This is a genomic window from Paracoccus panacisoli, from assembly GCF_042435015.1.
In the GTDB taxonomy this organism is placed as follows: Bacteria; Pseudomonadota; Alphaproteobacteria; order Rhodobacterales; family Rhodobacteraceae; genus Paracoccus; species Paracoccus panacisoli.
The window spans coordinates 1-25,254 of the sequence record NZ_JBHMQU010000022.1 but is presented as its reverse complement, the minus strand read 5'-3'; the positions used below and the strand labels follow the sequence as shown (position 1 = coordinate 25,254).

Here is a 25,254-nt window from a genome sequence, read left to right as displayed (position 1 = left end):
TCGTCTCCTTGGTCCGGTCTCGATCAGGCCCCAACCCTCGGGGGCGCGCAACCCTTTCGGCGCGCGCCGATCCGGCGTCACTCCTTCGGCGCCAGCGCCCGCAGCGCGGCGCGGATCAGCGCGGGGGTGGGGGCGGCGGGGTCGCGGGCGGCGGCCTCGGCGACCGCGGCGGCGGCCTCGGAGGGGCCGTAGCCGAGGTTGGTCAACGCCGAGAGCGCGTCGGCCGAGGCGGCGGCCGAGCTGGGCGCCGCCGTGCGGGGCGAGGGCGCCGGGGCGGGGGTGGCGTCGGGCTCGACCAGCACCGCGCCCGCATCGCCCAGCCCCGCGTCCACCGTCAGCGCGCCGCCCATGGCGATGACCTGCGGGGCGCGGTCCTTCAGCTCCAGCACCACGCGCTGCGCGAGCTTCGGCCCCACCCCCGGCGCCTTCCTGACCGCCGCCCAGTCGCCCAGCGCGATGGCGCGGCCCACGCCTTCCGCCCCAAGCGTCCCGAGGATCGCCAGCGACGCCTTGGCCCCGATCCCCTGCACCGAGGTCAGAAGCCGGTGCCACTCCTTCTCGAGCAGCGTCGGGAAGCCGAAGAGTTGCAGCAGATCCTCGCGCACCACGAGGTCGGTATAGAGCGCGGCGGCCTCGCCCACCCGCGGCAGGCTGGCGGCGGTTCGTTCGCTCACATGGACGATGTAGCCTACGCCGCGCACGTCGATCAGCACGTGGTCGGGGGCGCGGTGCAGGATCACCCCGGCGATGCGGCCGATCATCGGGCGGCCCTCATGCGACCACCTTGATCCTGAGCACCCGGCTCTGCAGGTGGCGCGCGTGGCAGATGGCGATGGCGAGCGCATCCGCCGCGTCCGGCCCGGCCAGCGCCACGCCGGGGAGCGTCAGCCGCACCATGTGCTCGACCTGCTGCTTCTGCGCGTGGCCGACGCCGACGATGGCCTTCTTCACCGCGTTCGGGGCGTATTCCCCGACCGTCAGCCCCGCCTGCGCCGGCGCCAGAAGCGCCACGCCGCGGGCCTGCCCGAGCTTCAGCGTCCCCACCGCGTCCTTGTTGACGAAGGTCTGTTCCACCGCCGCCGCATCCGGCGCGTGGGCCGCGATCACCGCCACCAGCCCGCGGTGCAGCTCGCACAGGCGGGCGGCGAGGCTGTCGGCGCCCGAGCGCACGATGCCGTTGGCGATGTGGGTGACGCGCGAGCCGTCGACCGCGATCACCCCCCAGCCCATGTTCACCAGCCCGGGATCGATGCCCAGAACCCTCATGCCCGATCCCTCACCTCGTACCATGGCGGTTCCGGTCCGCCCAACGGCGCGCCGTCCGCGTTTTTCCAAACCGCTAGCACGAAACGCGAACATCGCCTAGCGGCATTTCGCCGTTTGCTTGACACCCATGGCCCCGCTTGGGAAACGGGGCCAAACGGGGGATTGAGATGTCGCCAGCCTTGATTGCCGCGCTGCCGTTCCTCGGGGCGCTGCTGCCCGGCCTGATGGTCCGCGCGGGCCGATCGGCCGCGGCGATCGCCTGCGGGACGGCAACGGCGCTGGCGCTGCTGGGCCTCGTGCTGCACACGCCGGCGATCATGGCGGGCGAGGTCATCACCGCCCGCATCCCGTGGATGCCGCAGATCGGGCTCGACGCCGATTTCCGCATCGACGGGCTGAGCCTGCTCTTCGGCATCCTGATCCTCGGGATCGGGCTGCTGATCATCCTCTATGGCCGCTACTACCTGTCGCGCAAGGACGCGGCGGGGCCGTTCTTCACCTATCTGATGCTCTTCCAGGGCGCGATGATGGGGATCGTGCTCAGCGACAACATCCTCATGATGCTGGTCTTCTGGGAGCTGACGTCGCTCTCGTCCTTCCTGCTGATCGGGTTCTGGAAGCACCTGCCCGAGGGGCGGCAGGGGGCGCGGATGGCGCTGACGGTGACCGGGATGGGCGGGCTTGCGATGATCGCGGGCTGCCTGATCCTGGGGCAGATCGCCGGGTCCTACCGGCTCTCGGACATCTTGCTGGTGCGCGAGGCGATCCAGGCCTCGCCCTACTACCTGCCGGCGCTGGTGCTGATCCTGATCGGCGCCTTCACCAAGTCGGCGCAGTTCCCGTTCCATTTCTGGCTGCCGCGCGCGATGGCGGCCCCCACCCCGGTCAGCGCCTACCTGCACTCGGCCACGATGGTGAAGGCGGGGCTGTTCCTCATGGCGCGGCTCTGGCCGGTGCTGTCGGGGACGCCCGAGTGGTTCGCTATCGTCGCCACCACCGGCCTCATCACCATGCTGATCGGGGCGGCGATCGCGCTCTTTCAGGACGACCTCAAGGGGCTTCTGGCCTATTCCACGGTCAGCCACCTCGGGCTGATCACCATGCTGCTGGGCTTCGGGACCGAGGCCGCGGCCATCGCCGCGGTGTTCCACATCATCGCCCACGCAAGCTTCAAGGCGGCGCTGTTCATGGCCGCCGGGATCGTCGATCACGAGGCGCATACCCGCTCGATCAAGCGGCTTGGCGGCCTGCGCGGGCTGATGCCGCTGACCTTCGGGATCGTGCTGATCGCGTCGCTCTCGATGGCCGGCATCCCGCCCTTCAACGGCTTCATCTCCAAGGAGATGATGCTCGAGGAAGCCGCCCACGCCGTCTGGCGCGGGATGCCGTGGCTCGTGGGCGGCGTCGCCACCTTCGCGGCGCTGATCTCGGTCGCCTATGCGCTGCGGATGATCGTGCACGTCTTCCTCGGGCCGGTGCGCGACGACTATCCCGCCGCACCCCATGATCCGGGCCCGGGGCTCATCTTCTCGCCCGCGCTGCTGGTCGGCATCGTGATCGTGACCGGGCTGTTCCCCGCCGCGACCGTGGGCTGGCTGGTCGATGCCGCCGCCGCGGCCGTCACCGGGGGCACGCCGCACGCGCATCTGGCGCTGTGGCACGGGGTCACCCCGGCGCTGTGGATGTCGGTGATCGCGGTCGCCGGCGGCGCGGTGCTGCTGGCGCTCTGGCACCCGATCGAGGCGCTGCGGACCCGCCTGCGGACGCCCGATGCCAAGGCGATCTTCGACGCCATGACCGGCACCGCCGAGCGGTGGGCGCGGGCGGTCACCGACCGCTTCACCAACGGCTCGATGTCGCGCGCGCTCGCAGCCTTCATGCTGACCGCGGTCGCGGCGAGCTTCGTCGCCTGGCACACCGGGCAGGTCGGGCCCGAGACGCGGCCGATGCTGCCCATCACCCCGGTCGCGCTGGTCGGCTGGGTGATGCTGATGGTCGCCACCGGCACGATGGTCGCGCTGCACCGCCGCCGCATCCTCGCGCTGGTGCTGGTCGGCATCATCGGGCTGATCGTCAGCTGCACCTTCGTCTATCTCTCGGCCCCCGACCTTGCCCTGACCCAGATCACGGTCGAGGTGGTCACGGTCATCCTTCTGCTGCTGGCGCTGAACTTCCTGCCCAAGCGGACGGTGATGGATACCGGCAACTTCAAGCGCGGGGCGGATGCCTTCGTCGCGGCGGTGACCGGGCTCGGCGTCGGCGGGCTCGCCTATGCGATCATGCGGCGCGAGCCGGCCTTCGACCCGATCTCGGGCTACATGCTCGACAACAGCTACAAGCTCGGCGGCGGGGACAACGTGGTGAACGTGATCCTCGTCGATTTCCGCGGCTATGACACCTACGGCGAGATCATCGTGCTCGGCATCGCCGCGCTGACGATCTTTGCCCTGACCGAGACGCTGCTGACCGGGCGCTCGGGCGCGCGGCTCAGGAACTGGGTCCACGACATGCGGCGCGCGGGCGACCGGCACCCGCTGATGCTGGTCGTGGCAACGCGGGTGGTGCTGCCGATCTCGCTGGTGGTCGGGCTCTACATCTTCCTGCGCGGCCACAACGCGCCGGGCGGCGGGTTCATCGCCGGGCTGATCGTCTCGGTGGCGCTGGTCATGCAGTACATGGCCTCGGGCTTCGCCTGGGCGCAGGAGCGGCAGAACATCCCCTATCACGCGCTGATCGGGCTGGGCGCGCTCGCCGCCGGGATCACCGGCGCCGGGGCGTGGTTCGCGGGCAAGCCCTTCCTCACCTCGGCCTTCGGGTATTTCCACCTCGTCGGGATCGAGCCGTTCGAGCTCGCCACCGCCATGGGCTTCGACACCGGCGTGTTCCTGTGCGTCGTGGGCGCCGTGATGCTGGCGCTGAACTCGCTGTCGCGGATCGCCCGGCAGGCCGGGCAGAAGGTCAACGTCCACCCGATGGACATCCAGCTGGGAGGGCCGCGCTGATGGAGATCCTCGTGGCCTCGGCGCTGGGGTTCATGACCGCCGCCGGAGTCTATCTGACCCTGCGCAAGCGGACCTTCGCGGTGGTGCTGGGCATGACGCTGCTCAGCTACACCACCAACGTCTTCCTGTTCATCTCGGGCCGGCTGTCCGTGAACCTGCCGCCGGTCCTGCAGAAGGGCGTCACCGACTATTCCGACCCGCTGCCGCAGGCGCTGGTGCTGACCGCGATCGTGATCTCGTTCGGGATGACCGCGGTCGTGGTGATGATGGCGCTCGGCGCCTTCCTCGAGGGGGGCGACGACCACGCCGACATGCCCAAGGGTGACCGGCGCGAGGTCGCGCCGGGGGGCGAGAAGCCCTCGGCCCGGCCCGCCGACCGGCCGGAGGCCGCCCGATGAACCACTGGATCATCGCCCCCGTCGTGCTGCCCGCCTTCCTCGGGCCGCTGATCGTCCTCGGGATGCGGCACGACCTCGTGCTGCAGCGGGTGTTCTCGACCGTCGGCACCGCCGCGCAGCTGGTCATCGCGCTGTGGCTGATGACCCAGGCCGCGGGCGGCGAGATCCAGGTCTACCGCATGGGCAACTGGGCCGCGCCCTTCGGCATCGCGCTGGTGCTCGACCGGCTGGCGGCGCTGATGCTGGTCCTGACCGCGGGGCTGGGGCTGATCGTCCAGCTTTACGCCATCGGCTCGGGCTGGGACCGCAAGGGCTGGCATTTCCACGCGCTGTGGCAGTTTCAGCTCATGGGGATCAGCGGCGCGTTCCTGACCGGCGACGCCTTCAACCTGTTCGTCTTCTTCGAGGTGCTGCTGATCGCCAGCTACGGGCTGATGATCCACGGCGGGGGCGAGATGCGGCTGCGCGCGGGCGTGCAGTATGTGGTCTACAACCTCGCCGGGTCGTGCCTGTTCCTCGCTGCGCTGGGGACGATCTATGCCGTCACCGGGACGCTGAACATGGCCGACCTCGCGGTGCGGGTGGCGCAGCTGCCGCCGCAGGACACCGCGCTGCTCAGGACCGGCGCGGTGCTTCTGATGCTGGTGTTCGCGGTCAAGGCGGCGCTGGTGCCGCTGCATTTCTGGCTGCCCTCGACCTATGCCCGCGCCCCCGGCCCGGCCGCCGCCCTGTTCGCGATCATGACCAAGGTCGGGGCCTACGCGATCATCCGCTTCTTCACCCTCGTCTTCCCCTCGGACAGCGTCATCGAGCGTTTTGCCGCCGACCTGCTGCTGCCCGCGGCGCTGGTCACGCTGGTGGTGGGGCAACTCGGCATCCTCGGCTCGCGCCACCTCGGCCGGGTCGCGGCCTTCGCGGCGCTCGGCTCGGTCGGGACGCTGATGATCGGGGTGGCGCAGTTCCGCCTGCCCGGCCTTTCGGCGGGGATCTGGTATCTCGTCCACTCGACCCTCGCCGCGGCGGCGCTGTTCCTCGTCGTGGACCTGATCGGCGGGCGCCGCGCGGGCGGCAGCCTGTGGCTGCGCCCCATGCCGCCCATCGCCCAGGGCGGGATCGTCGGCGCGCTGTTCTTCGCCGCCGCCATCGGCATCGCCGGCCTGCCGCCGCTTTCGGGCTTCCTCGGCAAACTCGCCATCCTGCAGGCCAGCCGGCACAGCGACCACACCCTGCTGATCTGGAGCGTGATCCTCGTCACCTCGCTCATCGCCATCTACGGCTTCGCCCGCGCCGGCTCGACGGTGTTCTGGCGCGCCCACCAGCACGGCCCCGAGCCCGCCCGGGTGGTGGTGGCGCCGAACGACCAGCGCCCGCTGCCGCCGAAGGTCGAGCCTGACGAGTGCATCCAGGACCTCGCCGACGCCCCGGCCCCGTGGCTTGCGCTGACCGCCACCGCCACGCTGATCGCCGGCATGGCGCTGCTGACGGTGTTCGCCGGGCCGATGATGGACTATGCTCAGGCCACCGCCCGGCAACTGGTCGACCCCGCCCCCTATGTCGAGGCGGTGCTGCTGCGGCAGGAGGGCACGAAATGATCCGCCGCATCCTGCCCCACCCGGTCCTGTCGCTGGTCTGCGCGCTGGTCTGGATCCTGCTCGTCAACCGCTTCGCCTGGGGCTCGCTGGTGTTCGCGCTGGTGATCGGCCTCGTGGTGCCGGTGGCGACCGCGCCCTACTGGCCCGACCGCGCCCGCATCCACAACCCGGTCAAGATCGCGGCCTACATCGTCATCGTGATCTGGGACATCATCGTGGCCAACATCTCGGTGGCCCGGATCGTGCTTTTCATGCCCAAGCACGACCTGCGCCCGGTCTGGCTGCCGGTCCCGCTGGCGCTGACCACGCCCGAGGCGATCTCGGTGCTCGCCGGCACCATCACCCTCACCCCCGGCACCGTGAGCTGCGACCTGAGCGAGGACGGCAAGGTGCTGCTCGTCCACTGCCTGCACGCGCCGGACCCGCAATCGGTGCTCGACGACATCAAGGGCCGTTACGAGGCCCGGCTGCTGGAGATCTTCGCATGACGCTGTTCGGCATGGGCCTTCTCGATCTCGCGCTCGCCTTCGCCTTCGGCTGCTATGCGCTGGCGCAGCTCTTCTGCCTCTACCGCGTCGTCTTTGCGCCGGGGTTGAGCGACCGGGTGCTGGCGCTCGACACGATGGCGATCAACATGATCGCGCTGATCACGCTGTTCGGCATCCGCGAGGGGACGGCGATGTATTTCGAGGCGACGATGCTGTTCGCCATGGTCGGCTTCGTCTCGACCGTGGCCTTCGCCAAGTTCGTGCTCAGGGGGGACATCATCGAATGAGCCTCGTCGCAGAGATCTTCATCGCCTTCCTGCTGGTCGTCGGCGGGGTGTTCGGGGTCGTCGGCGGCTGGGGGCTGGTGCGCCTGCCCGACCCGATGACGCGGCTGCACGCGCCGACCAAGGCGGCGACGCTGGGGGTGGGCGCGGTGCTGATCGCGTCGATGGCGACGATGTGGTTCCGCTACGGGATCGTGAGCTGGCACGAGTTCATGATCGCGCTGTTCCTGTTCCTGACCGCGCCGATCACCGGGATGTTCATCGCCAAGGCGCATCTGCACCTGTCGTGGAAGCGCGACGAGCTGCCCCCGCCGGGGCCGACGACGCCGACCGAATGGGCGACCTACGGCGACACCGCGGCCGAGTGCGCGATCGTCACCGGCCCCTACCACGCCGAGAAGCGCAGCGAGTAGCGCCGCGCCTCAGCCCGGCGGCGGGGCGTCGAGTTCGTCGAAATGCCGCGCCACGTTGCGGCTGAGGTTGTCGAGGTGGCTTGCCATGTGCCGCTGCATCGCGCCCGCATCCCGCGCCCTGAGCGCCGCGACCATGCCGCGGTGGTCGGCCAGCACCTGCGCCGCATCCGACCGCCGCCGCGCCGACAGATAGCGGATGCGCCAGAGCCGGGCGAGGTATTCCTCGTGGCTGCGGCTCAGCGCGGCGTTGTGGCCGGCGGCGACGATGGCGCGGTGCATCTTCATGTCGAGGTCGAACACCTCGAGCGGGTCACCCTCGGCGTGGTTCGCCTCGACCGTGCGCGCCAGCGCGGCGATGGCGGCGATCTCGGCCTCGGTCGCGTGGGCGCAGGCGAGTTCGCCCCCGTGCAGTTCGAGGAGCCTGAGCACCGCCACCTCGTCCAGCGCCTCGGCCCGGGTCATGTCGGTGACCAGCGGGCTGCGCAGCGGGCGCAGCGTCACCAGCCCCTCTTGCGCGAGGATGCGGACCGCCTCGCGCAGGGGGGTGCGGCTGATGCCGAGGCGCTCGGCGTGGTCGCGTTCCTTGATCGGGCTGCCGGGCGGGATGGTGCCGGTCAGGATCTCGCGCCGCAGCCGGTCGGCGATGGCGGCGGGGATGGTCGCGGCCTCGGCCCCCTCGCCGGGGTGGTCGCCGGGGCCGTCGCCGTCGGAGTCGGGGGTTGCGCTGGCTTCGCTCATACGGGGGCCGCCTCGCCTGTCGGGGCCGGTCAGTTGACCGGCGTTTCGGGGGGCCGTCCGGCGAGGACGGCGGCGAGGTTGCGCCGTTGCAGCGCCCCCATCGCGGCCCGCGTCTCGACCGTGGCCGATCCGATATGCGGCAGCGGCAGCAGGTTGCCGAGCCGCGCGAGCTCCGGGTCGACCGAAGGTTCGGCGCGGAACACGTCAAGCGCCGCGCCCCCCAGCCGCCCCTGGGCCAGCGCCCGGGTCAGGGCGCCCTCGTCCACCACGCTGCCGCGCGAGACGTTGACCAGCACCCCCTCGGGGCCGAGCGCGTCGATGATTGCCGCCGACACCATCCCCTCGGTGTCCGGGCCGCCGACCACGATCACGAACAGGTCGTCGACCGCGCGGGCCAGCGCCAGCGGGTCGGGGTGCGCGGTCCAGCCGGGCGGCGTCTCTTTCGGGTGGCGCGACCAGTAGTGGACGGGGCACTTGAAGGCCGTCAGCCGGTCGGCGATCTCGCGCCCGATCCGACCGAGCCCGAGGATGCCGACCGTCCGCCCCGAGGCCTTGCGCGCCAGCGGCGGCCCGCCCTCCGCGGCCCAGCGGCCCGAGCGGACGGCGGCGATGCCCGGCTCGAACCCGCGCAGCAGCGCGATCCACATCCCCACGGCGAGGTCCGCCACGTCGTCGTTCAGCACTTCGGGGGTGTTGGTCACGGTGACGCCGTGCGCGCTTGCCGCCGCCACGTCGATGGCGTCGTAGCCCACGCCGAAGTTGGCGATCACCCGCAGCCCCGGCAGCAGGTCCATCTCGACCCCGCCGAAGGGCGCGTGCCCGGCATAGGCCACCCCGCGCACCGCCGCGCGCGCGGCCTCGTCCAGCCCGGCCAGCGCGCCGAGGTCGGGCAGCGCCTGCGCCCCCATCGCCGCCAGCGCGTCGCGGTCGGTGTCGGTGTAGCGGCCGATGGCGAGAATCCCGGTCATGCCCAATCCTTACAACGCGGCGGTGATGCCGCCATCCACGTAAATCACCGTGCCGTTGACGAAGGACGCAGCGTCCGACGACAGGAACACCGCCGCGCCGACCAGCTCCTCGACCCGGCCCCAGCGGCCGGCGGGGGTGCGCCGGGCCAGCCAGTCGCTGAACGCCGGATCGGCGACCAGCGCGGCGTTGAGCGGCGTCTCGAAATACCCGGGCGCGAGGCCGTTGCAGTTCAGCCCGTGCTGCGCCCAGTCGGTCGCCATCCCCTTGGTCAGGTTCGCCACCGCCCCCTTGGTCGCCGTGTAGGGCGCGATGCCCGGCCGGGCGAGCGCCGACTGGACCGAGCAGATGTTGATGATATGCCCCCGCCCCCGCGCGATCATGTGCCGCGCGCAGGCCTGCGCCACGTTGAAGACGCTCGCCACATTGACCTGCAACAGGCGCTGGAAGGCATCGTCGGGAAATGTCTCGAGCGGGCCGCGGTGCTGCTGGCCCGCGTTGTTGATCAGGATGTCGATGGGACCGACGCGCCCCTCGAACCCGTCCACCGCGGCGCGGGCGGCGGCATGGTCGGTCACGTCGAAGGGCAGCGTGGCGACCTCGTGGCCCGCCGCCGCCGGCCCCTCGGCCGCGGCATCGAGGCGGGCCGCGTCGCGGGCGTTCAGCACCACCGCGGCGCCCGCCGCGGCCAGCCCGCGCGCCAGCGCCAGCCCGATCCCTTGCGAAGCGCCGGTGACCAGCGCCCGCCGCCCGCTGAGGTCGAAGAGCGACAGCCCCTGCGGCAGCGCCTCGGCCGGGGCGCCCATCAGCCGCGGCCGATGAACGGCATGTTGGTCGCCATCACCGTCACGAACTGCACGTTCGCCCCTCGGGCAGCGACGCCATGTGCAGCACCGTGTCGGCCACCGCCATCGCGTCCATCACCGGCTCGATCCGCGTCGAGCCGTCCGCCTGCGGAACCCCTTTGGTCATCGGCACCGCCATCTCGGTCAGCGCGTTGCCGATGTCGATCTGCCCGCAGGCGATGTTGAAGGGCCGCCCGTCGAGGCTGATCGACCGCGTGATCCCCGTCACCGCGTGTTTCGAGGTCGTGTAGCCGATCGAGCCGGGCCGCGGCGCGTGGGCCGAGACCGAGCCGTTGTTGATGATCCGCCCGCCCTGCGGCGATTGCGCCCGCATGATGCGGAATGCCGCGCGGGCGCACAGGAAGACGCCGGTCACGTTGACCTCGATCACCCGGCGGAACTCGTCGGGGGCAACCTCGTCGGGGGTCTGGGCGACCAGCCCGGTCCCGGCGTTGTTGAAGAGCACGTCCACCCGGCCCCATTCCGCCGCCGCGCGGTCGAACGCCGCGTCCACCGCGCCCGCGTCGCAGACGTCGCAGGGCAGGACCAGCGCGCCGCTGTCGCCGGCCGTCTCGCGCAGCGCCTCCTCGCGCCGGCCGATCAGCCCGACCCGCCAGCCGGCGTCGAGGAACCGCCGCGCCGTGACCCGGCCGATGCCGCTGCCCGCGCCGGTGATGATGATCCCGTTCGCCATCGCTCGGCCCCCGTCAGTGGTTATCCCGCGGCAGCGTCTTGACCACCCGCTGATAGGCCGTCGCCAGCTCGAGGCAGCCGCCCTGCGCAAGCTGCCCGACCTCCTTGCGATAGATCTCCTCCCACGGGGTCTGGTTGACGAGCTCGGGTGGCGTCCACGCCGCGCGCCGCGCCGCCCAGTCCTCCGCATCCACCAGCGCGTCGAGCCGCCGGGCGTTCAGGTCCAGCCGCACCCGGTCCCCGGTCTCGAGCAGCGCCAGCCCGCCCCCCACCGCCGCCTCGGGCGAGGCGTTGAGGATCGAGGGGCTTTCCGACGTCCCCGACTGCCGCCCGTCGCCGACGGTCGGCATGTGGTTGATGCCCTGCCGGATCATCGCGTCCGGCGGCTGCATGTTCACCACCTCGGCGCTGCCCGGATAGCCGACGCAGCCGACGTTGCGGATGAAGAGGATGCAGTGCTCGTCGATGCCCAGCGCCGCATCGTTGATCCGGGCGTGGTAGTCCTCGGGCCCCTCGAAGACGATGGCGCGGGCCTCGAACACCCCCTCGCGCCCCGGCTCGGACAGGAAGCGCTGCCGGAAATCGGCCGAGATCACGCTGGTCTTCATCAGCGCCGAATCGAACAAATTGCCCGAGAGGACGAGGAACCCGGCCCGCTCGCGCAGCGGATCGCTGACCGGCCGGATCACCGCCCGGTCGGTCGAGCGGATCGCGGCGACGTTCTCGCCCGCCGTCCGCCCGGTCACGGTCATCGCGCCCTCGTTGAGCAGCCCCGCCTGAAGCAGCTCACCCATCACCGCGGCGACGCCGCCGGCGCGGAAGAAGCTCTCGCCCAGGTATTCGCCCGCGGGCTGCATGTTGACGAGCAGCGGCAGCTCGAAGCCCACCGTTTCCCAGTCCTGCACGTCAAGTTCGACCCCGGCGTGGCGGGCCACCGCCTGCAGATGCGGCGGCGCGTTGGTCGAGCCGCCGATGGCGGTGTTGACGCGGATCGCGTTCTCGAAGGCCGCGCGGGTCAGGATGTCCGAGGGCTTGAGGTCGTCGAGCACCATCTGGACGATCCGCTTGCCGGTCTCATAGGCCATCGCCATCCGCTCGCGGAACGGCGCGGGAATGGCCGAGCAGCCGGGCAGGCTCATCCCCAGCGCCTCGGCCATGGCGTTCATGGTGCTGGCCGTGCCCATCGTGTTGCAATGCCCGAGCGAGGGGGCCGAGGCGCAGACCCGCTCGATGAACTCGGGGTAGTCGATCTTGCCCTCGCTGAGCAGCCGCCGGCTTTCCCAGACGATGGTGCCCGAGCCCGCGCGCTTCCCCTGCCACCAGCCGTCGAGCATCGGCCCCCCGTTGAGTGTGATCGCGGGCAGGTCCACGGTCGCCGCCCCCATCAGCATGGCGGGGGTGGTCTTGTCGCAGCCGGTGGTCAGCACCACCCCGTCGAGCGGATAGCCGTGCAGCACCTCGACCAGCCCCAGATAGGCGAGGTTGCGGTCGAGCGCGGCGGTCGGGCGCTTGCCGGTCTCCTGGATCGGGTGGACCGGAAACTCCATCGGGACGCCGCCGGCGGCGCGGATGCCCTCCTTGATGCGGTCCATCAGGAAGACGTGGATCTTGTTGCAGGGCGCGATGTCGCTGCCGGTCTGGGCGATACCGATGATCGGCTTTTCGCTGGTCAGTTCCTCGCGCGTGTAGGTGCTGTTCTGGTAGCGCTCGAGATACAGCGCCGTCATGCCCGGGTTGTTCGGGTTGTCGAACCATTCCTGGCTGCGAAAGCGCTTGTTGGCGCGGGTGTCGGACATGGGCCACCTTCCACGGCTTGCTGCTGCCCGGATGGTATACCATAATCCCCGCGACGCAAGCGGCGGGGAGGGCGCGCAGATGGCGGGTTGGGAAGGCATCTGGCCGGTGGCGCCGACGCCGTTTCATGATGACGGGACGCTCGACCTTGACGGCATGACGCGGGTGCTCGACTGCATCATCGACCAGGGCGCGACGGGGATCTGCATCCTCGCCAATTTCTCGGAACAGTTCCTGCTGGCCGATGGCGAGCGCGAGACGCTGACGCGCCTCTCGCTCGACCACGTCGCGGGGCGGGTGCCGGTGATCGTCACGATCAGCCATTTCGCCACACGGATCGCGGTCGAGCGCGCGCGCCGCGCCAAAGCGCAGGGGGCGGCGGCGGTGATGATGATGGCGCCCTATCACGGCGCCACGCTGCGCGGCACGCCAGACCAGACCTTCGAGCAGTTCGCCGCGGTGGGTGAGGTCGGCCTCCCCATCATGGTGCAGGACGCGCCGATGTCGGGGGTCGAGCTGACCGTGCCGCTGCTGGTGCGGATGGCGCGCGAGATCGAGATGGTGAAGCTCTTCAAGATCGAATCCGTGCAGGCCGCCGCCAAGCTGCGCGCGCTGATCGCCGAGGGCGGCGCGGCCATCGAGGCGCCGATGGACGGGGAAGAGGCGATCACGTTGCTCGCCGATCTCGACGCCGGCGCGACGGGGTCGATGACCTCGGCCTCGATCGTGGACCAGATCAGGCCGGTGCTGGACCTCTGGGCCGCGGGCGACCGCGAGGGCGCGACGGAGGCCTATGCCCGCATCCTGCCCTTCGTGAACCACGAGAACCGGCAATGCGGCTTTCGCGCCGCCAAGGCGCTGATGGTCGAGGGGGGCGTGATCGGCTCGGACGCCTGCCGCCACCCGATCCCGCCCCTGCACCCGGCGACGCGGGCCATGGCCATCGACCTCGCGCGGCGGCTCGACCCGGTGGTGCTGAGATGGGGAAGATGATGCCGCTTCCGCCCGAGGGGATGTTCGTCGGCCGCGTCTGGCGGCCCGGGATCGGCCCGGCGCTGGTCGTGCACCGGGACGGCCGGCTGGTCGACGTGACCACCCCCGCCGCGCCGACGATGCGCGACCTGCTCGAGATGGACGACCCGGCCGGCTGGATCGCCGCGCAGTCCGGCGAGGACATCGGCGCGCTGGCCGATTTCGCCGCGACGGCGGGGGGCGAGGACGCCGCGCGACTGCTCTCGCCCGCCGACCTGCAGGCGATCAAGGCCTCGGGCGTGACCTTCGCCGCCTCGATGGTCGAACGGGTGATCGAGGAACAGGCGGCGGGCGACCCCGACCTCGCCGCCGGCATCCGCGACCGCATCGGCGCGGCCACCGGCGCCAACCTGCGCGGCATCGTGCCCGGCTCGGACCGTGCCGCCGAGGTCGCCCGAATCCTCAAGGCCGAGGGGCTCTGGTCGCAGTATCTCGAGGTCGGGATCGGCCCGGACGCGGAAATCTTCACCAAGTGCCAGCCGATGGCCTCGGTCGGCTGGGGGGCCGAGGTCGGGCTGCACCCGATCAGCCGCTGGAACAACCCCGAGCCGGAAATCGTGCTCGCCGTCGATTCGCGCGGCCTGATCAGGGGCGCGACGCTCGGCAACGACGTGAACCTGCGCGACGTCGAGGGGCGCTCGGCGCTGCTGCTCGGCAAGGCCAAGGACAACAACGCCTCGGCCGCCATCGGGCCGTTCATCCGGTTGTTCGACGCGGGCTACGGGCTCGACGAGGTGCGCCGGGCCGAGCTGACGCTGCGGGTCGAGGGAGCGGACGGGTTCGTGCTGGACGGGCGATCCTCGATGGACCAGATCAGCCGCGATCCGGCTGATCTGGTGGCGCAGGCGGTGGGGCCGCACCACCAGTATCCCGACGGGTTCATGCTGTATCTCGGCACGCTCTTCGCCCCGACGCAGGACCGCGACGCGCCCGGGCAGGGCTTCACCCACCATCCGGGCGACGTGGTGACGATCAGCGAACCGGCGCTCGGGGCGCTGACCGACACCGTGCGGCTGTCGACCGAGTGCCCGCCGTGGCGGTTCGGGGCCGCAGCGCTGATGCGCAACCTCGCCGGACGCGGGCTGCTCGGCCCCTGACGCCCCTTGATCCGCCCCCCGGCGCTTGGCAATGTATACATCAGCGAGCTAGGGGGGACGCGGCATGAGGGTTCTGATCCTGGGCGGGGCGGGCATGGTCGGCCGCAACCTCGCTGCCCGGCTGGTCGCCGACGGCAGCCTCGGCGGCACGCCGGTCGAGGAAATCACGCTCTTCGACGTGGTGCCCGCCACCACCCCCGCATCGGACCGCACCGCGATCACCGTGCGCACCGGCGACATCGCCGACGAGGCCACCGTGACCGCGCTGGTGGCCGAGCGGCCGGAGGTCATCTTCCACCTCGCCGCCATCGTCTCGGGCGAGGCCGAGGCGGATTTCGACAAGGGCTACCGCATCAACCTCGACGGCACCCGGCTGGTGTTCGAGGCGATCCGCGCGCTCGGCGACTACCACCCGCGGGTTGTGTATACATCCTCGATCGCCGTCTTCGGGGCCCCCTTCCCCGAGGCCATCGGCGACGAGTTCCTGACCGCGCCGATGACCAGCTACGGCACCCAGAAGATGATCGGCGAGCTGCTGCTCAACGACTATTCACGCCGCGGCATCTGCTACGGGGTGGGCATCCGCCTCCCGACCATCGTGGTGCGGCCCGGCGCGGCGAACAAGGCGGCCTCGGGGTTCTTCTCGGGCATCATCCGCGAGCCGCTGGCCGGGCTCGAGGCGATCCTGCCGGTCGAGGACGAGGTGCTGCACTGGATGGCCTCGCCCGCGTCGGCGACCGGGTTCCTGATCCACGCCGCGACCATGGACACCGGCGCCCTCGGCGCGCGGCGCTGCCTGACCATGCCGGGCCTTGCCATCACCGTGGGCGAGATGATCGCGGCCCTCGGCCGTGTCGCCGGGCCCGAGGCCGTGGCCCGCATCCGCCGCCAGCCCGACGCTACCATCCGCGGCATCGTTGCCGGCTGGCCGCGGCGCTTCGACGCGACCCGCGCGGCCGCCCTCGGGTTCACCGCCGACACGGATTTCGACGACGTGATCCGCGCCCATATCCGCGACACCGACGCCGCTGCTGCCGGGGAACCGCAGGGATGAACGCCACCGGCGCCCCGCCCTTCCGGGCCGCGCGACCCCGCCCGCTGCCGCCCGGCGCGGGCGGGCTGAACGCCCGCGACCGAGCCTATCTGGACCTGCGCTACCGCATCCTGAACGGCCGCCTCGCCCCCGGCACGACGCTGCTCGAGACCGAGATCGCGGCGCTTCTGGGCCTGTCGCGGACCCCGGTGCGCGAGGCGCTGATCCGGCTGGCCGAAGAGGGGCTGGTGCTGATCCGCCCCCGCCACGGGGTCACGGTGATCGACCTGACGGTGAGCGATTTCCGCGACATCCTCGACGTGTTCTCGGCGCTCGAGGTGCGCGCCGTGGCGCTGGCCGCGGCCCGTCCCCCCGCGCCCGCCGATGCCGCCCGGCTGACCCAGCTCGTCCAGCGGATGGAGCGCGCGACCGAGGCCGGGGACATCGCCCGCTGGTCGGACCTCGACGACGACTTCCACTCGACGCTGGTGGGGCTCTGCGGCAACGCCCGGCTGCTCAGGTCGATCGGGGAATACTGGGGCCAGCAGTATCGCGGCCGGCGGCTGATCCTGCCGCACCGGCCGCTGCCCGAGGATTCGAACCGCGAGCATCGGGTGATCCTTCAGGCAGTGCTCGCGGGCGACCCCGAGGCCGCGCACGCCGCCCACCTCGCCCACCGGGCGCGGGCCGACCGCGACCAGCTTGCGCTTCTGACGCAGGTGCTGGGGCCGGGGATGCCGGCGCGCCCCGACCCGCGCCCCGCCGACCGCCCCGCCCCCGCAGAGGAAAGCGAGACGACATGAACCGCATCGACCTCGACGGCCGCCGCGCCGTCGTCACCGGCGGCGCCCAGGGCCTCGGCCGCGCCATCGCCGAGCGCCTCGCCGCCAGCGGCGCCCGCGTCGAGATCTGGGACGTGCAGGACGCCACGCCCACGGCCGACGTCCTCGGCGCCACCGCCCGCCGGCTCGACCTGACCGACGAGGCCGCCGTGACCGCCGCCGCGGGCGCCGCCGGCGCGGTCGACATCCTCGTGAACAACGCCGGCATCACCGGTGGCAACGCGCCGACATGGGAGATCGCGCCCGACATCTGGCGCCGGGTGATGGAGGTGAACCTGACCGCCCCCTACCTGACCTGCCGCGCGCTGGTGCCCGGGATGGTCAGTCGCGGCTACGGGCGGATCGTCAACATCGCCTCGGTCGCGGCGAAGGAGGGGAACCCGAACGCCGCGCATTACTCGGCCTCGAAGGCCGGTGTGATCGCGCTCACGAAGTCGCTGGGCAAGGAGCTGGCCGAGACCGGCGTGCTGGTGAACTGCGTGACGCCCGCCGCGGCGCGCACCCCGATCTTCGACCAGATGAGCCCGCAGCACATCGACTATATGCTGGCGAAGATCCCGATGAAGCGGTTCCTGGAACCCGCCGAGGCCGCCGCGATGGTCGCCTGGCTCGCGTCCGAGGACTGCGCCTTTTCCACCGGCGCGGTGTTCGACCTGTCGGGCGGGCGGGCCACCTATTGATCCGGCTGGCCCTGCCCTCGGGGGTCTGGGCCGGGATCGACCCGCTGGGCGCGACGCTCACGGCGCTGGTGCTGCCCGACCGCGCCGGGCGGCTGGCCGACGTGCTGCTGTCCCCCGCCACCCGCGGCGGCGGCCCCTACATGGGCGTCACGGTCGGGCGCTATGCCAACCGGATCGCCGGGGCGGCCTTTGCGCTCGATGGCACGACCCACAGGCTGAGCGCCAACGACGGGCCGAACTGCCTGCATGGCGGCGCCGAGGGGTTCGATGCCCGCGTCTGGCAGGTGTTGGCGCCCGACCCGCGCGGGGTGACGCTGCGCCTGTCCAGCCCGGACGGCGATCAGGGCTTTCCCGGGCGGCTCACAGCCGAGGCCGCCTATGCGCTGAGCGAAGACGCCGCAGGCGTGCGGCTGGCGCTCACCCTCACCGCGACGACCGACCGGGCGACCCCGGTGAGCCTCACGAACCACGCCTATCTCAACCTGTCGGGCGGCGACGAGACGATCGAGGACCACCGCCTCGGCGTCGCGGCGCGGCGCTATCTGCCCGTCACGCCCGCGGCGATCCCCCTGCCCGAGGCGCCCGCGCCGGTCGCGGGCACGCCCTTCGACCTGCGCACCCCGGCGCGGCTGGGCGAGCGGCTGGCCGCCCCGCATCCGCAGATCGCGGCGATGGGCGGGATCGACCATTGCCTCGCGCTCGACGGGCACGGGCTGCGCGCGGCGGCGACGCTGTCGCACCCGCGCTCGGGGCGGCGGATGGTGCTCTGGACCGATGCGCCGGGGATGCAGGTCTATACCGGCAACGGGCTGGCCGGGGTGGCACTGCAAGGCGGCGGGATGGCGCGGCGCTGGGGGGCGGTCTGCCTTGAGCCGGGGGCCTGGCCTGATGCGCCGAACCGGGCCGATTTCCCCTCGGCGATCCTGCGGCGCGGCGCGGTCTATCGCCACCGGATGGTCTGGGTGTTCCCGCGCCCCGCCTGAGGCGCGCCTCAGGCCCGCGGGTGCGCGGCGCGGTGGACGGCCACCAGCCGCGCGTCATCGACGCCGGTATAGACCTGCGTCGTGGACAGCCGCGCGTGGCCCAGCAGTTGCTGGATGGTCCTGAGGTCGCCCCCCGCCGCCAGCAGATGGGTGGCGAAGCTGTGCCGCAGTGCGTGCGGCGTCGCCGTCTCGGGCAGGCCGAGCGCCTGCCGCAGCGCGGCCATCGCGCCCTGCACCTGCCCCGGCGCAAGCCGCCCGCCGCGGGCGCCGCGGAACAGCGGCTCGTCCTTCTGCGGCGTGAAGGGCGCGAGGCGCAGATAGTCGGCCACCGCCGCCCGCGCCGCGGGCAGCACCGGCACCACCCGCTCTTTCCCGCCCTTGCCGCGGACCCGCAGCGCCTCAGCGAAAGGCCAGTCCTGCCCGTCGAGCGCCAGCGCCTCGGAAATCCGCAGCCCCAGCCCGTAGAGCAGCGTCAGCACCGCCGCATCCCGCGCCGCGATCCACGGCGTCGGGTGCTGCGCGCCGGCGAGGTCCAGCACCGCGCGGGCCTGCGCCGGGGCGATGGGCCGCGGCAGGCTGCGGCGGTAGCGCGGACCGCGCGCCGACAGCGCGCGCGAGGCGTCGAACCCCTCGCGGTCCGACATCCAGCGCAGGAACCCCCGCACCGCCGAGAGCCGGCGGGCGAGGCTGCGGGGCGAGAGGCCGCGGGCGCGCTCGGCGGCGGCAAAGGCGCGCAGGTCGGTCTGGGTCAGGTCGGCGAGCGTCGCGGGCAGCGCCGGGGTGCCGTGATAGCCGCCGAGGAAAGCGAGAAACGCCAGCAGGTCGCCCTGATAGGCGGTGATGGTGTGAGCGGCCCGGCCACGGGTGCTGCGCTCACCCTCGAGCCAGCGCGCCAGCGCATCGGCCATCGCCGGCGCGAGGGCCAGCGGAGTGAGGGGCGCCGACGGGGCCGGCGCCCGGCTCATTCCCGAAGCCAGCCGATCAGCACCAGCCGGAACACCTGGGCGAAGAACCGCAGCAGGTCGGTGCCTTGCGCCGGCGAGAACCGCGTCGGGTCGAGCGAGCCCATGACCAGCAGCGCCGGGCGGCGACCGGCGCCGAGGTCGAGCGGCAAGAGCGCCTCGGACGCTACCTCGGTGCCGTGGACGGCCCGCGTCTCGCCGCTCGCGCGCCGCAGGATGATGTCGTCGCCGCGCGGGGCGCGCCGCCCGGCCGCGATCATCCGCGCCACGCTGCCCTCGGGGGCGACCACCAGCGGGCCGGTGTCGGCGCTGGGGGCGGTGCCTTCGGCCCCCTCCATCACCAGCCGCAGGGTCTCGACCCGCAGGATCGGCGCCACGTCGCTGTCGAGCGTCTCGAGGAACCCCGCGAAGTCCATCGGCTCGATCAGCGCCAGCACCGCGCGGTGGATGACCTGAGTGCCGGACTGGTTTTCATAGGCGGCCGAGATCACGCTTTCATGGGCGCTCTCGAGCCGGTCGAGCCGATGCTCGAGCGCCTCCATCGCGCGGCCGCGGATGTCGATGACGTTGGCGCCCTGCTCGGCCTCGCGCGCGGCGACGAGCGCGCGCATCAGCTCGCGGTCGGCGAGGATCAGCCCCGGCTCGGCCAGCAGCCGGGCGCGGGTCTCGGGCGAAAGCGCGGCGGCGTCGCCCTCGGCCGGGGCCGCGTCCGCCGTCACGGCCGCGCCCTCGGGCTGGCCCTCGGCCTCGCCGGTCATGCGCCGATCTTCTGGCCGGTCTTGGCCCAGTCGGCGTTGAACTGCTCAAGCCCCTTGTCGGTCAGCACGTGGTTCGCCATCGCCTTGATGACCGCGGGCGGGGCGGTGATCACGTCGGCGCCGATCCGGGCGCATTCGATGATGTGGTTGACCGAGCGGATCGAGGCGGCGAGCAGGTTCGTCTCATACCCGTAGTTGTCATAGATCGTGCGGATGTCGGCGATGAGCTCCATCCCGTCCAGCCCGATGTCGTCCAGCCGGCCGATGAAGGGCGAGATGAACGTGGCGCCTGCCTTGGCCGCGAGGATCGCCTGCGCGGGGGTGAAGCACAGCGTGACGTTGACCATGTGGCCGTCGTCGGTCAGCGCCTTGCAGGCCTTCAGCCCGTCCCAGGTCAGCGGCACCTTGACGGTGACATTGGGGGCGATCCGGGCCAGATGCTTGCCCTCGCGGATCATGTCCTCGGCCTTTTCCGAGACGACCTCGGCCGAGACCGGGCCGGGGACGAGATCGCAGATCTCCTTGGTGACCTCGGCGATGTCGCGCCCGGACTTGAGGATCAGCGAGGGGTTCGTGGTGACCCCGTCCACCATCCCCAGCTCGTGCAGCTCGCGGATCGCGGCGATGTCGGCGGTGTCAACGAAAAATCTCATGGCGAGGGGCCTTCTGCGGCGAAAGGGGGCGTCGGCGCGGGTTTACCGCAGAACGGCGGATGCGGAAAGCCCGAAGGGCTGCGGGGGGCTTTCCGGGCCGTGGGTGCCTTTGCCCCGTACGGGCCGCAGCGACGTCTCCCCTGCCCCCTTGCCCGACGCCCGCCCGCCGGTCTATGCGGCCGCCGATCCAGCCCCCCCCCGACGAGGACCCCGATGGAACAGAAGTTCGAGCGCGCGCTCTTTGCCACCCGCTGGCTGATGGCGCCGATGTATCTCGGGCTGATCGGCGCGCTGGTGATGATGGTGGTCGTGTTCCTGCGCCAGGTCGCCTATTACGTGCCGCAGGCCCTGACCATGAGCGCCGAGACGGCGATCCTCGCCTCGCTCTCGCTCATCGACCTGACGCTGGCGGCCAACCTGCTGCTCATCGTGATCTTCTCGGGGTATGAGAACTTCGTCTCGAAGCTCGACCTCGATGCGCAGCACGAGCGGCCGTCGTGGATGGGCACGGTCGATTTCTCGGGGCTGAAGATGAAGCTGATCGCATCGATCGTGGCGATTTCGGCCATCGACCTGCTCAAGCGGTTCATGGAGCTCGGGCGCCCCGGCATCACCCCGCTGGGCGACCGCGAGCTGCGCTGGCTGGTCATCATCCACGTGGTGTTCGTGGTCTCGGGGCTGCTGATGGCGGCGATGGACTGGCTGATCGCACGCAGCGGGAAGAAATACGGCGGGGCGTGAGGCGCGCGGGCGCAGAGGCGCCCACGCTGGTGACGCGCCTCAGGGCGTCAGCCCCTGCGGGTCGGCCAGGCCGTGGACGCGGGCCGTTGCGGTCAGGGTGTTGGCCAGCAGGCAGGCGATGGTCATCGGCCCGACCCCGCCCGGCACCGGGGTGATGGCGCCGGCGACCGCGCGGGCGGTCTCGAAATCCACGTCGCCGACCAGCCCGTCTTCGGTCCGGTTGATCCCGACGTCGATCACCGTGGCGCCGGGCTTCAGCCAGTCGCCCTGCACGAAGCGGGGACGGCCCACGGCGGCCACGACGATCTCGGCCCGCCGGCAGAGGTCGGGCAGGTCGCGGGTGCGCGAGTGCGCCACCGTCACCGTGGCGCTGTCGGCGGTGAGCAACTGCGCCATCGGCTTGCCGACGATGTTCGAGCGCCCGATCACCAGCGCGTCGCGGCCCGCAAGCGACCCCAGCCGGTCGCGCAGCAGCATCAGGCACCCCAGCGGCGTGCAGGGCACCATTGCCTTCTGCCCCGTCGCCAGACGCCCGGCGTTGAGCACCGTGAAGCCGTCCACGTCCTTCTCGGGCGCGATGGCGTTGATCACCGCGGCCTCGTCCATGTGCCCCGGCAGCGGCAACTGCACGAGGATGCCGTTGACCGCCGGGTCATCGTTCAGCCGCGCGATCAGCGCCAGCAGCTCGGCCTCGGGCGTGTCGGCAGGCAGGCGGTGGGCGAAGCCCTCCATCCCCACCTCGGCGGTCGCCTTGCCCTTGGCGCGGACATAGACGCCCGAGGCCGGGTCGTCGCCGACCAGCACCACGGCGAGGCCGGGGGTGATGCCGTGCGCGGCCTTCATCGCCGCCACCTCGGCCGCGATGCGGGCGCGAAGCCCGGCGGCGAAGGCCTTTCCGTCGATCAGCTCAGCGGTCATCGGTTTCCCCCAGCGCGCGCGCCTCTTGCGCGATGAAATGCTCCATCATGACCCGCCACAGCGCTTCGGCCAGGTCCGGGTCGACGCCCTCGGCCGCGGCGTTGCGGCGGGCGTTGGCGGCGACCTCCTCGACCCGCGCGCCGATGCGGGCGGGCAGGCCGGCGGCGGCCTTGATCTCGGCCGCGCGGTCGATCAGCCGGGTGCGGCGGCCGAGCAGCGCGGCCATCTCGCGGTCGAGCGCGTCGATGGCGGCGCGCAGCGCATCCATGTCGGGCAGCGAGGCGGGATCGGGCCGGTCGGTCATGGCGGGGTCATTGCCCCGCGGCGGGCGGCTGTGCAAGGGGGCGCGGGTGGCGGCTTGACCCCACCCGCCCCCGTGGCGGAGCCTTGCCCCTGATGCCGGAGATCCGATGACACCCTATGCCGATCCGCAGGGCCCCTCGGGGGTCGCGGCCTACACGCTCGGCACGGCGCACATCGACGTGCGGTTCAAGAGCGGGACGATCTATCGCTATACGGTGCTGTCGGTGGGTCAGGCCAACTTCGACCACATGGCGCGCCTCGCCCGCGCCGGCGAGGGGCTTTCGACCTTCATCAGCCGGGTGGTCCGCGACCGCTACGCGGCGCGCCTCGCCTGACGCGGCGGGAGGCGGCGGTGGGGGGCGCAGCCGGTCGCCTATGAACAGGGCGTTACCACCTCCCGTGGCGCCAAGCTCCTGACCCACGACCGGGCACCGAGCGGCGCACCGCCCAACAGCAAACCGGCGCTCAACTTGCACCGGGAGCCCGACCCCGCGCCACCACAGCAAAAAGCCCCGGCGCGAACCGGGGCTTTTCCAAACCTCTCACACAGCTCAGGCCGTCGGCACCGGCGCCTGTCCCGCCGGGGGCACCCGCGGGATCGCGGGGACCGAGGGGATCGCCGAGGGCGGGGTGTCGTCGTCGCCGCCGAGCGCCTCGCCGCGGATGACCTTGCCGATCTCCTCGCCGGTCAGGGTCTCGTACTCCAGCAGACCCTTGGCCAGCCGCTCGAACTGCTCTTCCTTCTCGGTGAGGATGCGGCGGGCCTCCTGATAGCCCTCCTCGATCAGCTCGCGGACCTCTTCCTCGATCATCTCCTTGGTCTTGGCCGAGACCGAGAAGCCGCCGGTGTTGCCCGAGTAGCCCTCGTGCGCCTCGGCATAGTCCACGGCGCCGACCTTGTCCGACATCCCCCAGCGCATGACCATCGCGCGGGCCAGCGCGCTGGCCTGCTGGATGTCGCCGGCCGGGCCGTTCGAGACGCCCTCTTCGCCATACTTGATGATCTCGGCCGCCTTGCCGGCCATCGTCATGGTGATCTTCTGCTTGGCCTCGTCCTTGTGGTAGTTCAGCCGGTCCATCTCGGGCAGGCTGACCACCATCCCCAGCGCGCCGCCGCGCGGGATGATCGTGGCCTTGTAGACCGGGTCGCACTTCGGAAGGCTCAGCCCGACGATGGCGTGGCCGGCCTCGTGATAGGCGGTCTTTTCCTTCTGCTCGGGCGTCAGCACCATCGAGCGGCGCTCGACGCCGAGCATCACCTTGTCCTTGGCGTTCTCGAAATCCTCCATCGTGACGAAGCGCCGGCCGATGCGCGCGGCCATCAGCGCCGCCTCGTTCACGAGGTTCATCAGGTCCGCCCCCGAGAAGCCCGGCGTGCCCCGCGCGATCAGGCGCAGGTCCACGTCCGGCCCCTGCGGCACCTTGCGGGCGTGGACGTTGAGGATCTTCTCGCGGCCCTTGATGTCGGGGTTCGGCACGTGGATCTGCCGATCGAAGCGGCCGGGACGCAGCAGCGCCGGGTCGAGCACGTCCTTGCGGTTCGTGGCGGCGATGATGATGATCCCCTCGTTCGCCTCGAACCCGTCCATCTCGACCAGAAGCTGGTTCAGCGTCTGCTCGCGCTCGTCGTTGCCGCCGCCAATGCCGACGCCGCGGGCGCGGCCGACCGCGTCGATCTCGTCGATGAAGACGATGCAGGGGGCGGATTTCTTGGCCTGCTCGAACATGTCGCGCACGCGGCTGGCGCCGACGCCCACGAACATCTCGACGAAGTCAGAACCCGAGATGGTGAAGAACGGCACCCCCGCCTCACCCGCGATGGCGCGGGCGAGCAGGGTCTTGCCCGTCCCCGGAGGGCCGACCAGCAGCGCGCCTTTCGGGATCTTGCCGCCGAGGCGCGAGAACTTCTGCGGGTTGCGCAGGAACTCGACGATCTCCTCGAGCTCCTCCTTCGCCTCGTCGATGCCGGCCACGTCGTCGAAGGTCACCCGGCCGTGCTTTTCGGTCAGAAGCTTGGCCTTGGACTTGCCGAAGCCCATCGCCCCGCCTTTGCCGCCGCCCTGCATCCGGTTCATCATGAAGATCCAGACACCGATCAGCAGGATGAAGGGCAGCCAGACGCCCAGAAGCGACATGAAGCCGGACTGCTGCTGGCGCTCGACCCGCACGTCCACGTCATTGGCGATCAGCTTGTCGGCGATGTCCTCGCCCATCGGGCGGACGGTGACGTACTGCCGGTTGTCCTTGCCGGTGGCGATCACCTGCTCGCCGTCGATGGTGGCGGCGACCACCTGGTCGTTCTCGACGCGCTTGAGGAACTCGGAATAGCTGATCTGGGTGCTGTTCATCTGCGCGCTGCCACCGCCGAAGGCGTTGAACAGGGCCAGGATCATCAGGAACAGGACCACCCAGAAGGCGATGTTGCGCGCATTGCCCAAGGGCATATCCTCCGCGGGGGGAAAGCAGGTTTCGGCTGAAAATAGGCGCTCGGGCGCGAGGGTTCAATGCGCCCGCAGGATGGCGAGCCAATCGGCGCGCCCGCGCAGCGGTGTGGCGGTGACCCCGGCGCCCGGATCGAGCAGCGGCAGCAGGGTGCGCCCGCCCGCCTCGACCGCCGGGGCCGCAAGCAGCGCGACACGCGGCAGGCCCGCCCCGCGCCAGTCGCGGGCAGCGAGCGCGGCGGGGGTCGTGGCGGTGACGCGGGCGCCAGGCGGCAGGCCCAGAAGGCGCCAGCGGTCGTCCCAGACGGCCGAGCCGTCCGCCCCGGCCTCGG

General features: G+C 71.7%; 26 protein-coding genes and 2 pseudogenes. 14 read left to right on the top strand and 14 right to left on the bottom strand.

The annotated features are described in order from the left end of the window. Nucleotides 1-77: 77 nt before the first annotated feature. The gene (gene ruvA / locus ACFHYO_RS05605; RefSeq protein WP_394318953.1) at nucleotides 78-761 is read right to left on the bottom strand and encodes a Holliday junction branch migration protein RuvA; all 684 of its coding nucleotides are present in this window, start codon (nucleotides 759-761) and stop codon (nucleotides 78-80) included. 10 nt (nucleotides 762-771) lie between these two features. Continuing rightward, nucleotides 772-1,266, bottom strand: coding sequence for a crossover junction endodeoxyribonuclease RuvC (gene ruvC / locus ACFHYO_RS05600; RefSeq protein WP_036702760.1), 495 nt, complete (start codon nucleotides 1,264-1,266; stop codon nucleotides 772-774). A gap of 167 nt (nucleotides 1,267-1,433) precedes the next feature. On the opposite strand from ruvC, the gene ACFHYO_RS05595 reads away from it, so the two are divergent. Genes ACFHYO_RS05595 through ACFHYO_RS05570 form a run of 6 tightly spaced genes read left to right on the top strand, consistent with a single transcriptional unit; the run spans nucleotide 1,434 to nucleotide 7,443 of the window. After that, nucleotides 1,434-4,268: a monovalent cation/H+ antiporter subunit A gene (locus ACFHYO_RS05595; RefSeq protein ID WP_394318951.1), complete on the top strand. Its 2,835-nt coding sequence runs from the start codon at nucleotides 1,434-1,436 to the stop codon at nucleotides 4,266-4,268. Beyond that, nucleotides 4,268-4,666 (top strand): Na+/H+ antiporter subunit C, encoded by a 399-nt coding sequence (locus ACFHYO_RS05590; RefSeq protein ID WP_052171829.1) that lies wholly within the window; start codon nucleotides 4,268-4,270, stop codon nucleotides 4,664-4,666. Before ACFHYO_RS05595 ends, ACFHYO_RS05590 begins: the two co-directional genes overlap by 1 nt. Beyond that, nucleotides 4,663-6,258, top strand: coding sequence for a monovalent cation/H+ antiporter subunit D (locus ACFHYO_RS05585; protein WP_036710520.1), 1,596 nt, complete (start codon nucleotides 4,663-4,665; stop codon nucleotides 6,256-6,258). The genes ACFHYO_RS05590 and ACFHYO_RS05585 overlap by 4 nt, the downstream gene beginning before the upstream one ends. Continuing rightward, nucleotides 6,255-6,746, top strand: a complete 492-nt coding sequence (locus ACFHYO_RS05580) for a Na+/H+ antiporter subunit E (RefSeq protein ID WP_394318949.1) — start codon at nucleotides 6,255-6,257, stop codon at nucleotides 6,744-6,746. Before ACFHYO_RS05585 ends, ACFHYO_RS05580 begins: the two co-directional genes overlap by 4 nt. Next, nucleotides 6,743-7,033 (top strand): K+/H+ antiporter subunit F, encoded by a 291-nt coding sequence (locus ACFHYO_RS05575; RefSeq protein ID WP_231555327.1) that lies wholly within the window; start codon nucleotides 6,743-6,745, stop codon nucleotides 7,031-7,033. The genes ACFHYO_RS05580 and ACFHYO_RS05575 overlap by 4 nt, the downstream gene beginning before the upstream one ends. Then, nucleotides 7,030-7,443, top strand: coding sequence for a Na+/H+ antiporter subunit G (locus ACFHYO_RS05570; protein ID WP_052171828.1), 414 nt, complete (start codon nucleotides 7,030-7,032; stop codon nucleotides 7,441-7,443). The genes ACFHYO_RS05575 and ACFHYO_RS05570 overlap by 4 nt, the downstream gene beginning before the upstream one ends. A gap of 9 nt (nucleotides 7,444-7,452) precedes the next feature. Here ACFHYO_RS05570 and ACFHYO_RS05565 read toward each other — a convergent pair whose 3' ends face one another. From ACFHYO_RS05565 to ACFHYO_RS05545, 5 genes and pseudogenes are all read right to left on the bottom strand, one after another. Next, the gene (locus ACFHYO_RS05565) at nucleotides 7,453-8,181 is read right to left on the bottom strand and encodes a GntR family transcriptional regulator (protein ID WP_394318947.1); all 729 of its coding nucleotides are present in this window, start codon (nucleotides 8,179-8,181) and stop codon (nucleotides 7,453-7,455) included. Nucleotides 8,182-8,210: 29 nt separating this feature from the next. Beyond that, a complete protein-coding gene (locus tag ACFHYO_RS05560) occupies nucleotides 8,211-9,149 on the bottom strand; it encodes a 2-hydroxyacid dehydrogenase (protein WP_394318945.1) in 939 nt (312 codons plus the stop codon). A 9-nt stretch (nucleotides 9,150-9,158) separates the two neighbouring features. Then, nucleotides 9,159-9,953 carry an SDR family oxidoreductase gene (locus tag ACFHYO_RS05555; protein ID WP_394318944.1) on the bottom strand — a complete coding sequence of 265 codons (795 nt, stop codon included), beginning with the start codon at nucleotides 9,951-9,953 and terminating at the stop codon, nucleotides 9,159-9,161. Next, nucleotides 9,953-10,686, bottom strand: a pseudogene (locus ACFHYO_RS05550) (SDR family oxidoreductase). Before ACFHYO_RS05550 ends, ACFHYO_RS05555 begins: the two are co-directional and overlap by 1 nt. 13 nt (nucleotides 10,687-10,699) lie before the next feature. After that, nucleotides 10,700-12,481, bottom strand: coding sequence for an IlvD/Edd family dehydratase (locus ACFHYO_RS05545; RefSeq protein WP_394318942.1), 1,782 nt, complete (start codon nucleotides 12,479-12,481; stop codon nucleotides 10,700-10,702). A 79-nt stretch (nucleotides 12,482-12,560) separates the two neighbouring features. On the opposite strand from ACFHYO_RS05545, the gene ACFHYO_RS05540 reads away from it, so the two are divergent. The 6 genes from ACFHYO_RS05540 (at nucleotide 12,561) to ACFHYO_RS05515 (ending at nucleotide 18,146) form a co-directional block, all read left to right on the top strand. Beyond that, complete coding sequence (locus ACFHYO_RS05540; protein WP_394318940.1) at nucleotides 12,561-13,472, top strand: dihydrodipicolinate synthase family protein; 912 nt, start codon at nucleotides 12,561-12,563, stop codon at nucleotides 13,470-13,472. Continuing rightward, a complete protein-coding gene (locus tag ACFHYO_RS05535) occupies nucleotides 13,469-14,608 on the top strand; it encodes a fumarylacetoacetate hydrolase family protein (protein ID WP_394318938.1) in 1,140 nt (379 codons plus the stop codon). Before ACFHYO_RS05540 ends, ACFHYO_RS05535 begins: the two co-directional genes overlap by 4 nt. A 64-nt stretch (nucleotides 14,609-14,672) precedes the next feature. Continuing rightward, entirely contained in the window at nucleotides 14,673-15,662 is a 990-nt protein-coding gene (gene denD / locus ACFHYO_RS05530; protein ID WP_394318936.1) for a D-erythronate dehydrogenase, read from the top strand. Beyond that, nucleotides 15,659-16,444, top strand: a complete 786-nt coding sequence (locus ACFHYO_RS05525; RefSeq protein WP_394318934.1) for a GntR family transcriptional regulator — start codon at nucleotides 15,659-15,661, stop codon at nucleotides 16,442-16,444. Before denD ends, ACFHYO_RS05525 begins: the two co-directional genes overlap by 4 nt. Then, the gene (locus tag ACFHYO_RS05520) at nucleotides 16,441-17,163 is read left to right on the top strand and encodes an SDR family oxidoreductase (RefSeq protein ID WP_043134518.1); all 723 of its coding nucleotides are present in this window, start codon (nucleotides 16,441-16,443) and stop codon (nucleotides 17,161-17,163) included. The genes ACFHYO_RS05525 and ACFHYO_RS05520 overlap by 4 nt, the downstream gene beginning before the upstream one ends. After that, nucleotides 17,160-18,146, top strand: coding sequence for an aldose epimerase family protein (locus ACFHYO_RS05515; RefSeq protein ID WP_394318932.1), 987 nt, complete (start codon nucleotides 17,160-17,162; stop codon nucleotides 18,144-18,146). Before ACFHYO_RS05520 ends, ACFHYO_RS05515 begins: the two co-directional genes overlap by 4 nt. A gap of 8 nt (nucleotides 18,147-18,154) precedes the next feature. On the opposite strand, the gene ACFHYO_RS05510 is transcribed toward ACFHYO_RS05515, so the two are convergent. Genes ACFHYO_RS05510 through fsa form a run of 3 tightly spaced genes read right to left on the bottom strand, consistent with a single transcriptional unit; the run spans nucleotide 18,155 to nucleotide 20,519 of the window. After that, nucleotides 18,155-19,111, bottom strand: a complete 957-nt coding sequence (locus ACFHYO_RS05510; RefSeq protein WP_052175100.1) for a tyrosine recombinase XerC — start codon at nucleotides 19,109-19,111, stop codon at nucleotides 18,155-18,157. Then, nucleotides 19,108-19,866 carry a DUF484 family protein gene (locus ACFHYO_RS05505; protein WP_394318930.1) on the bottom strand — a complete coding sequence of 253 codons (759 nt, stop codon included), beginning with the start codon at nucleotides 19,864-19,866 and terminating at the stop codon, nucleotides 19,108-19,110. Before ACFHYO_RS05505 ends, ACFHYO_RS05510 begins: the two co-directional genes overlap by 4 nt. After that, a complete protein-coding gene (fsa, locus tag ACFHYO_RS05500; RefSeq protein WP_394318928.1) occupies nucleotides 19,863-20,519 on the bottom strand; it encodes a fructose-6-phosphate aldolase in 657 nt (218 codons plus the stop codon). Before fsa ends, ACFHYO_RS05505 begins: the two co-directional genes overlap by 4 nt. A 213-nt stretch (nucleotides 20,520-20,732) precedes the next feature. On the opposite strand from fsa, the gene ACFHYO_RS05495 reads away from it, so the two are divergent. Beyond that, a complete protein-coding gene (locus ACFHYO_RS05495) occupies nucleotides 20,733-21,260 on the top strand; it encodes a TIGR00645 family protein (protein ID WP_394318927.1) in 528 nt (175 codons plus the stop codon). Nucleotides 21,261-21,299: 39 nt separating this feature from the next. Here the strand turns inward: ACFHYO_RS05495 and folD are convergent, their stop codons facing one another. Then, a complete protein-coding gene (gene folD / locus ACFHYO_RS05490) occupies nucleotides 21,300-22,178 on the bottom strand; it encodes a bifunctional methylenetetrahydrofolate dehydrogenase/methenyltetrahydrofolate cyclohydrolase FolD (protein WP_394318925.1) in 879 nt (292 codons plus the stop codon). After that, nucleotides 22,168-22,482 (bottom strand): chorismate mutase, encoded by a 315-nt coding sequence (locus ACFHYO_RS05485; protein WP_036711467.1) that lies wholly within the window; start codon nucleotides 22,480-22,482, stop codon nucleotides 22,168-22,170. Before ACFHYO_RS05485 ends, folD begins: the two co-directional genes overlap by 11 nt. A 106-nt stretch (nucleotides 22,483-22,588) precedes the next feature. Here ACFHYO_RS05485 and ACFHYO_RS05480 point away from each other — a divergent pair, with 106 nt between their 5' ends. Next, nucleotides 22,589-22,816: a hypothetical protein gene (locus tag ACFHYO_RS05480; protein WP_394318923.1), complete on the top strand. Its 228-nt coding sequence runs from the start codon at nucleotides 22,589-22,591 to the stop codon at nucleotides 22,814-22,816. A 216-nt stretch (nucleotides 22,817-23,032) separates the two neighbouring features. Here ACFHYO_RS05480 and ftsH read toward each other — a convergent pair whose 3' ends face one another. Then, nucleotides 23,033-24,919, bottom strand: coding sequence for an ATP-dependent zinc metalloprotease FtsH (ftsH, locus tag ACFHYO_RS05475; RefSeq protein ID WP_036711471.1), 1,887 nt, complete (start codon nucleotides 24,917-24,919; stop codon nucleotides 23,033-23,035). A 63-nt stretch (nucleotides 24,920-24,982) separates the two neighbouring features. After that, nucleotides 24,983-25,254 (bottom strand): annotated as a pseudogene (locus tag ACFHYO_RS05470) (tRNA lysidine(34) synthetase TilS); the annotation flags it as partial.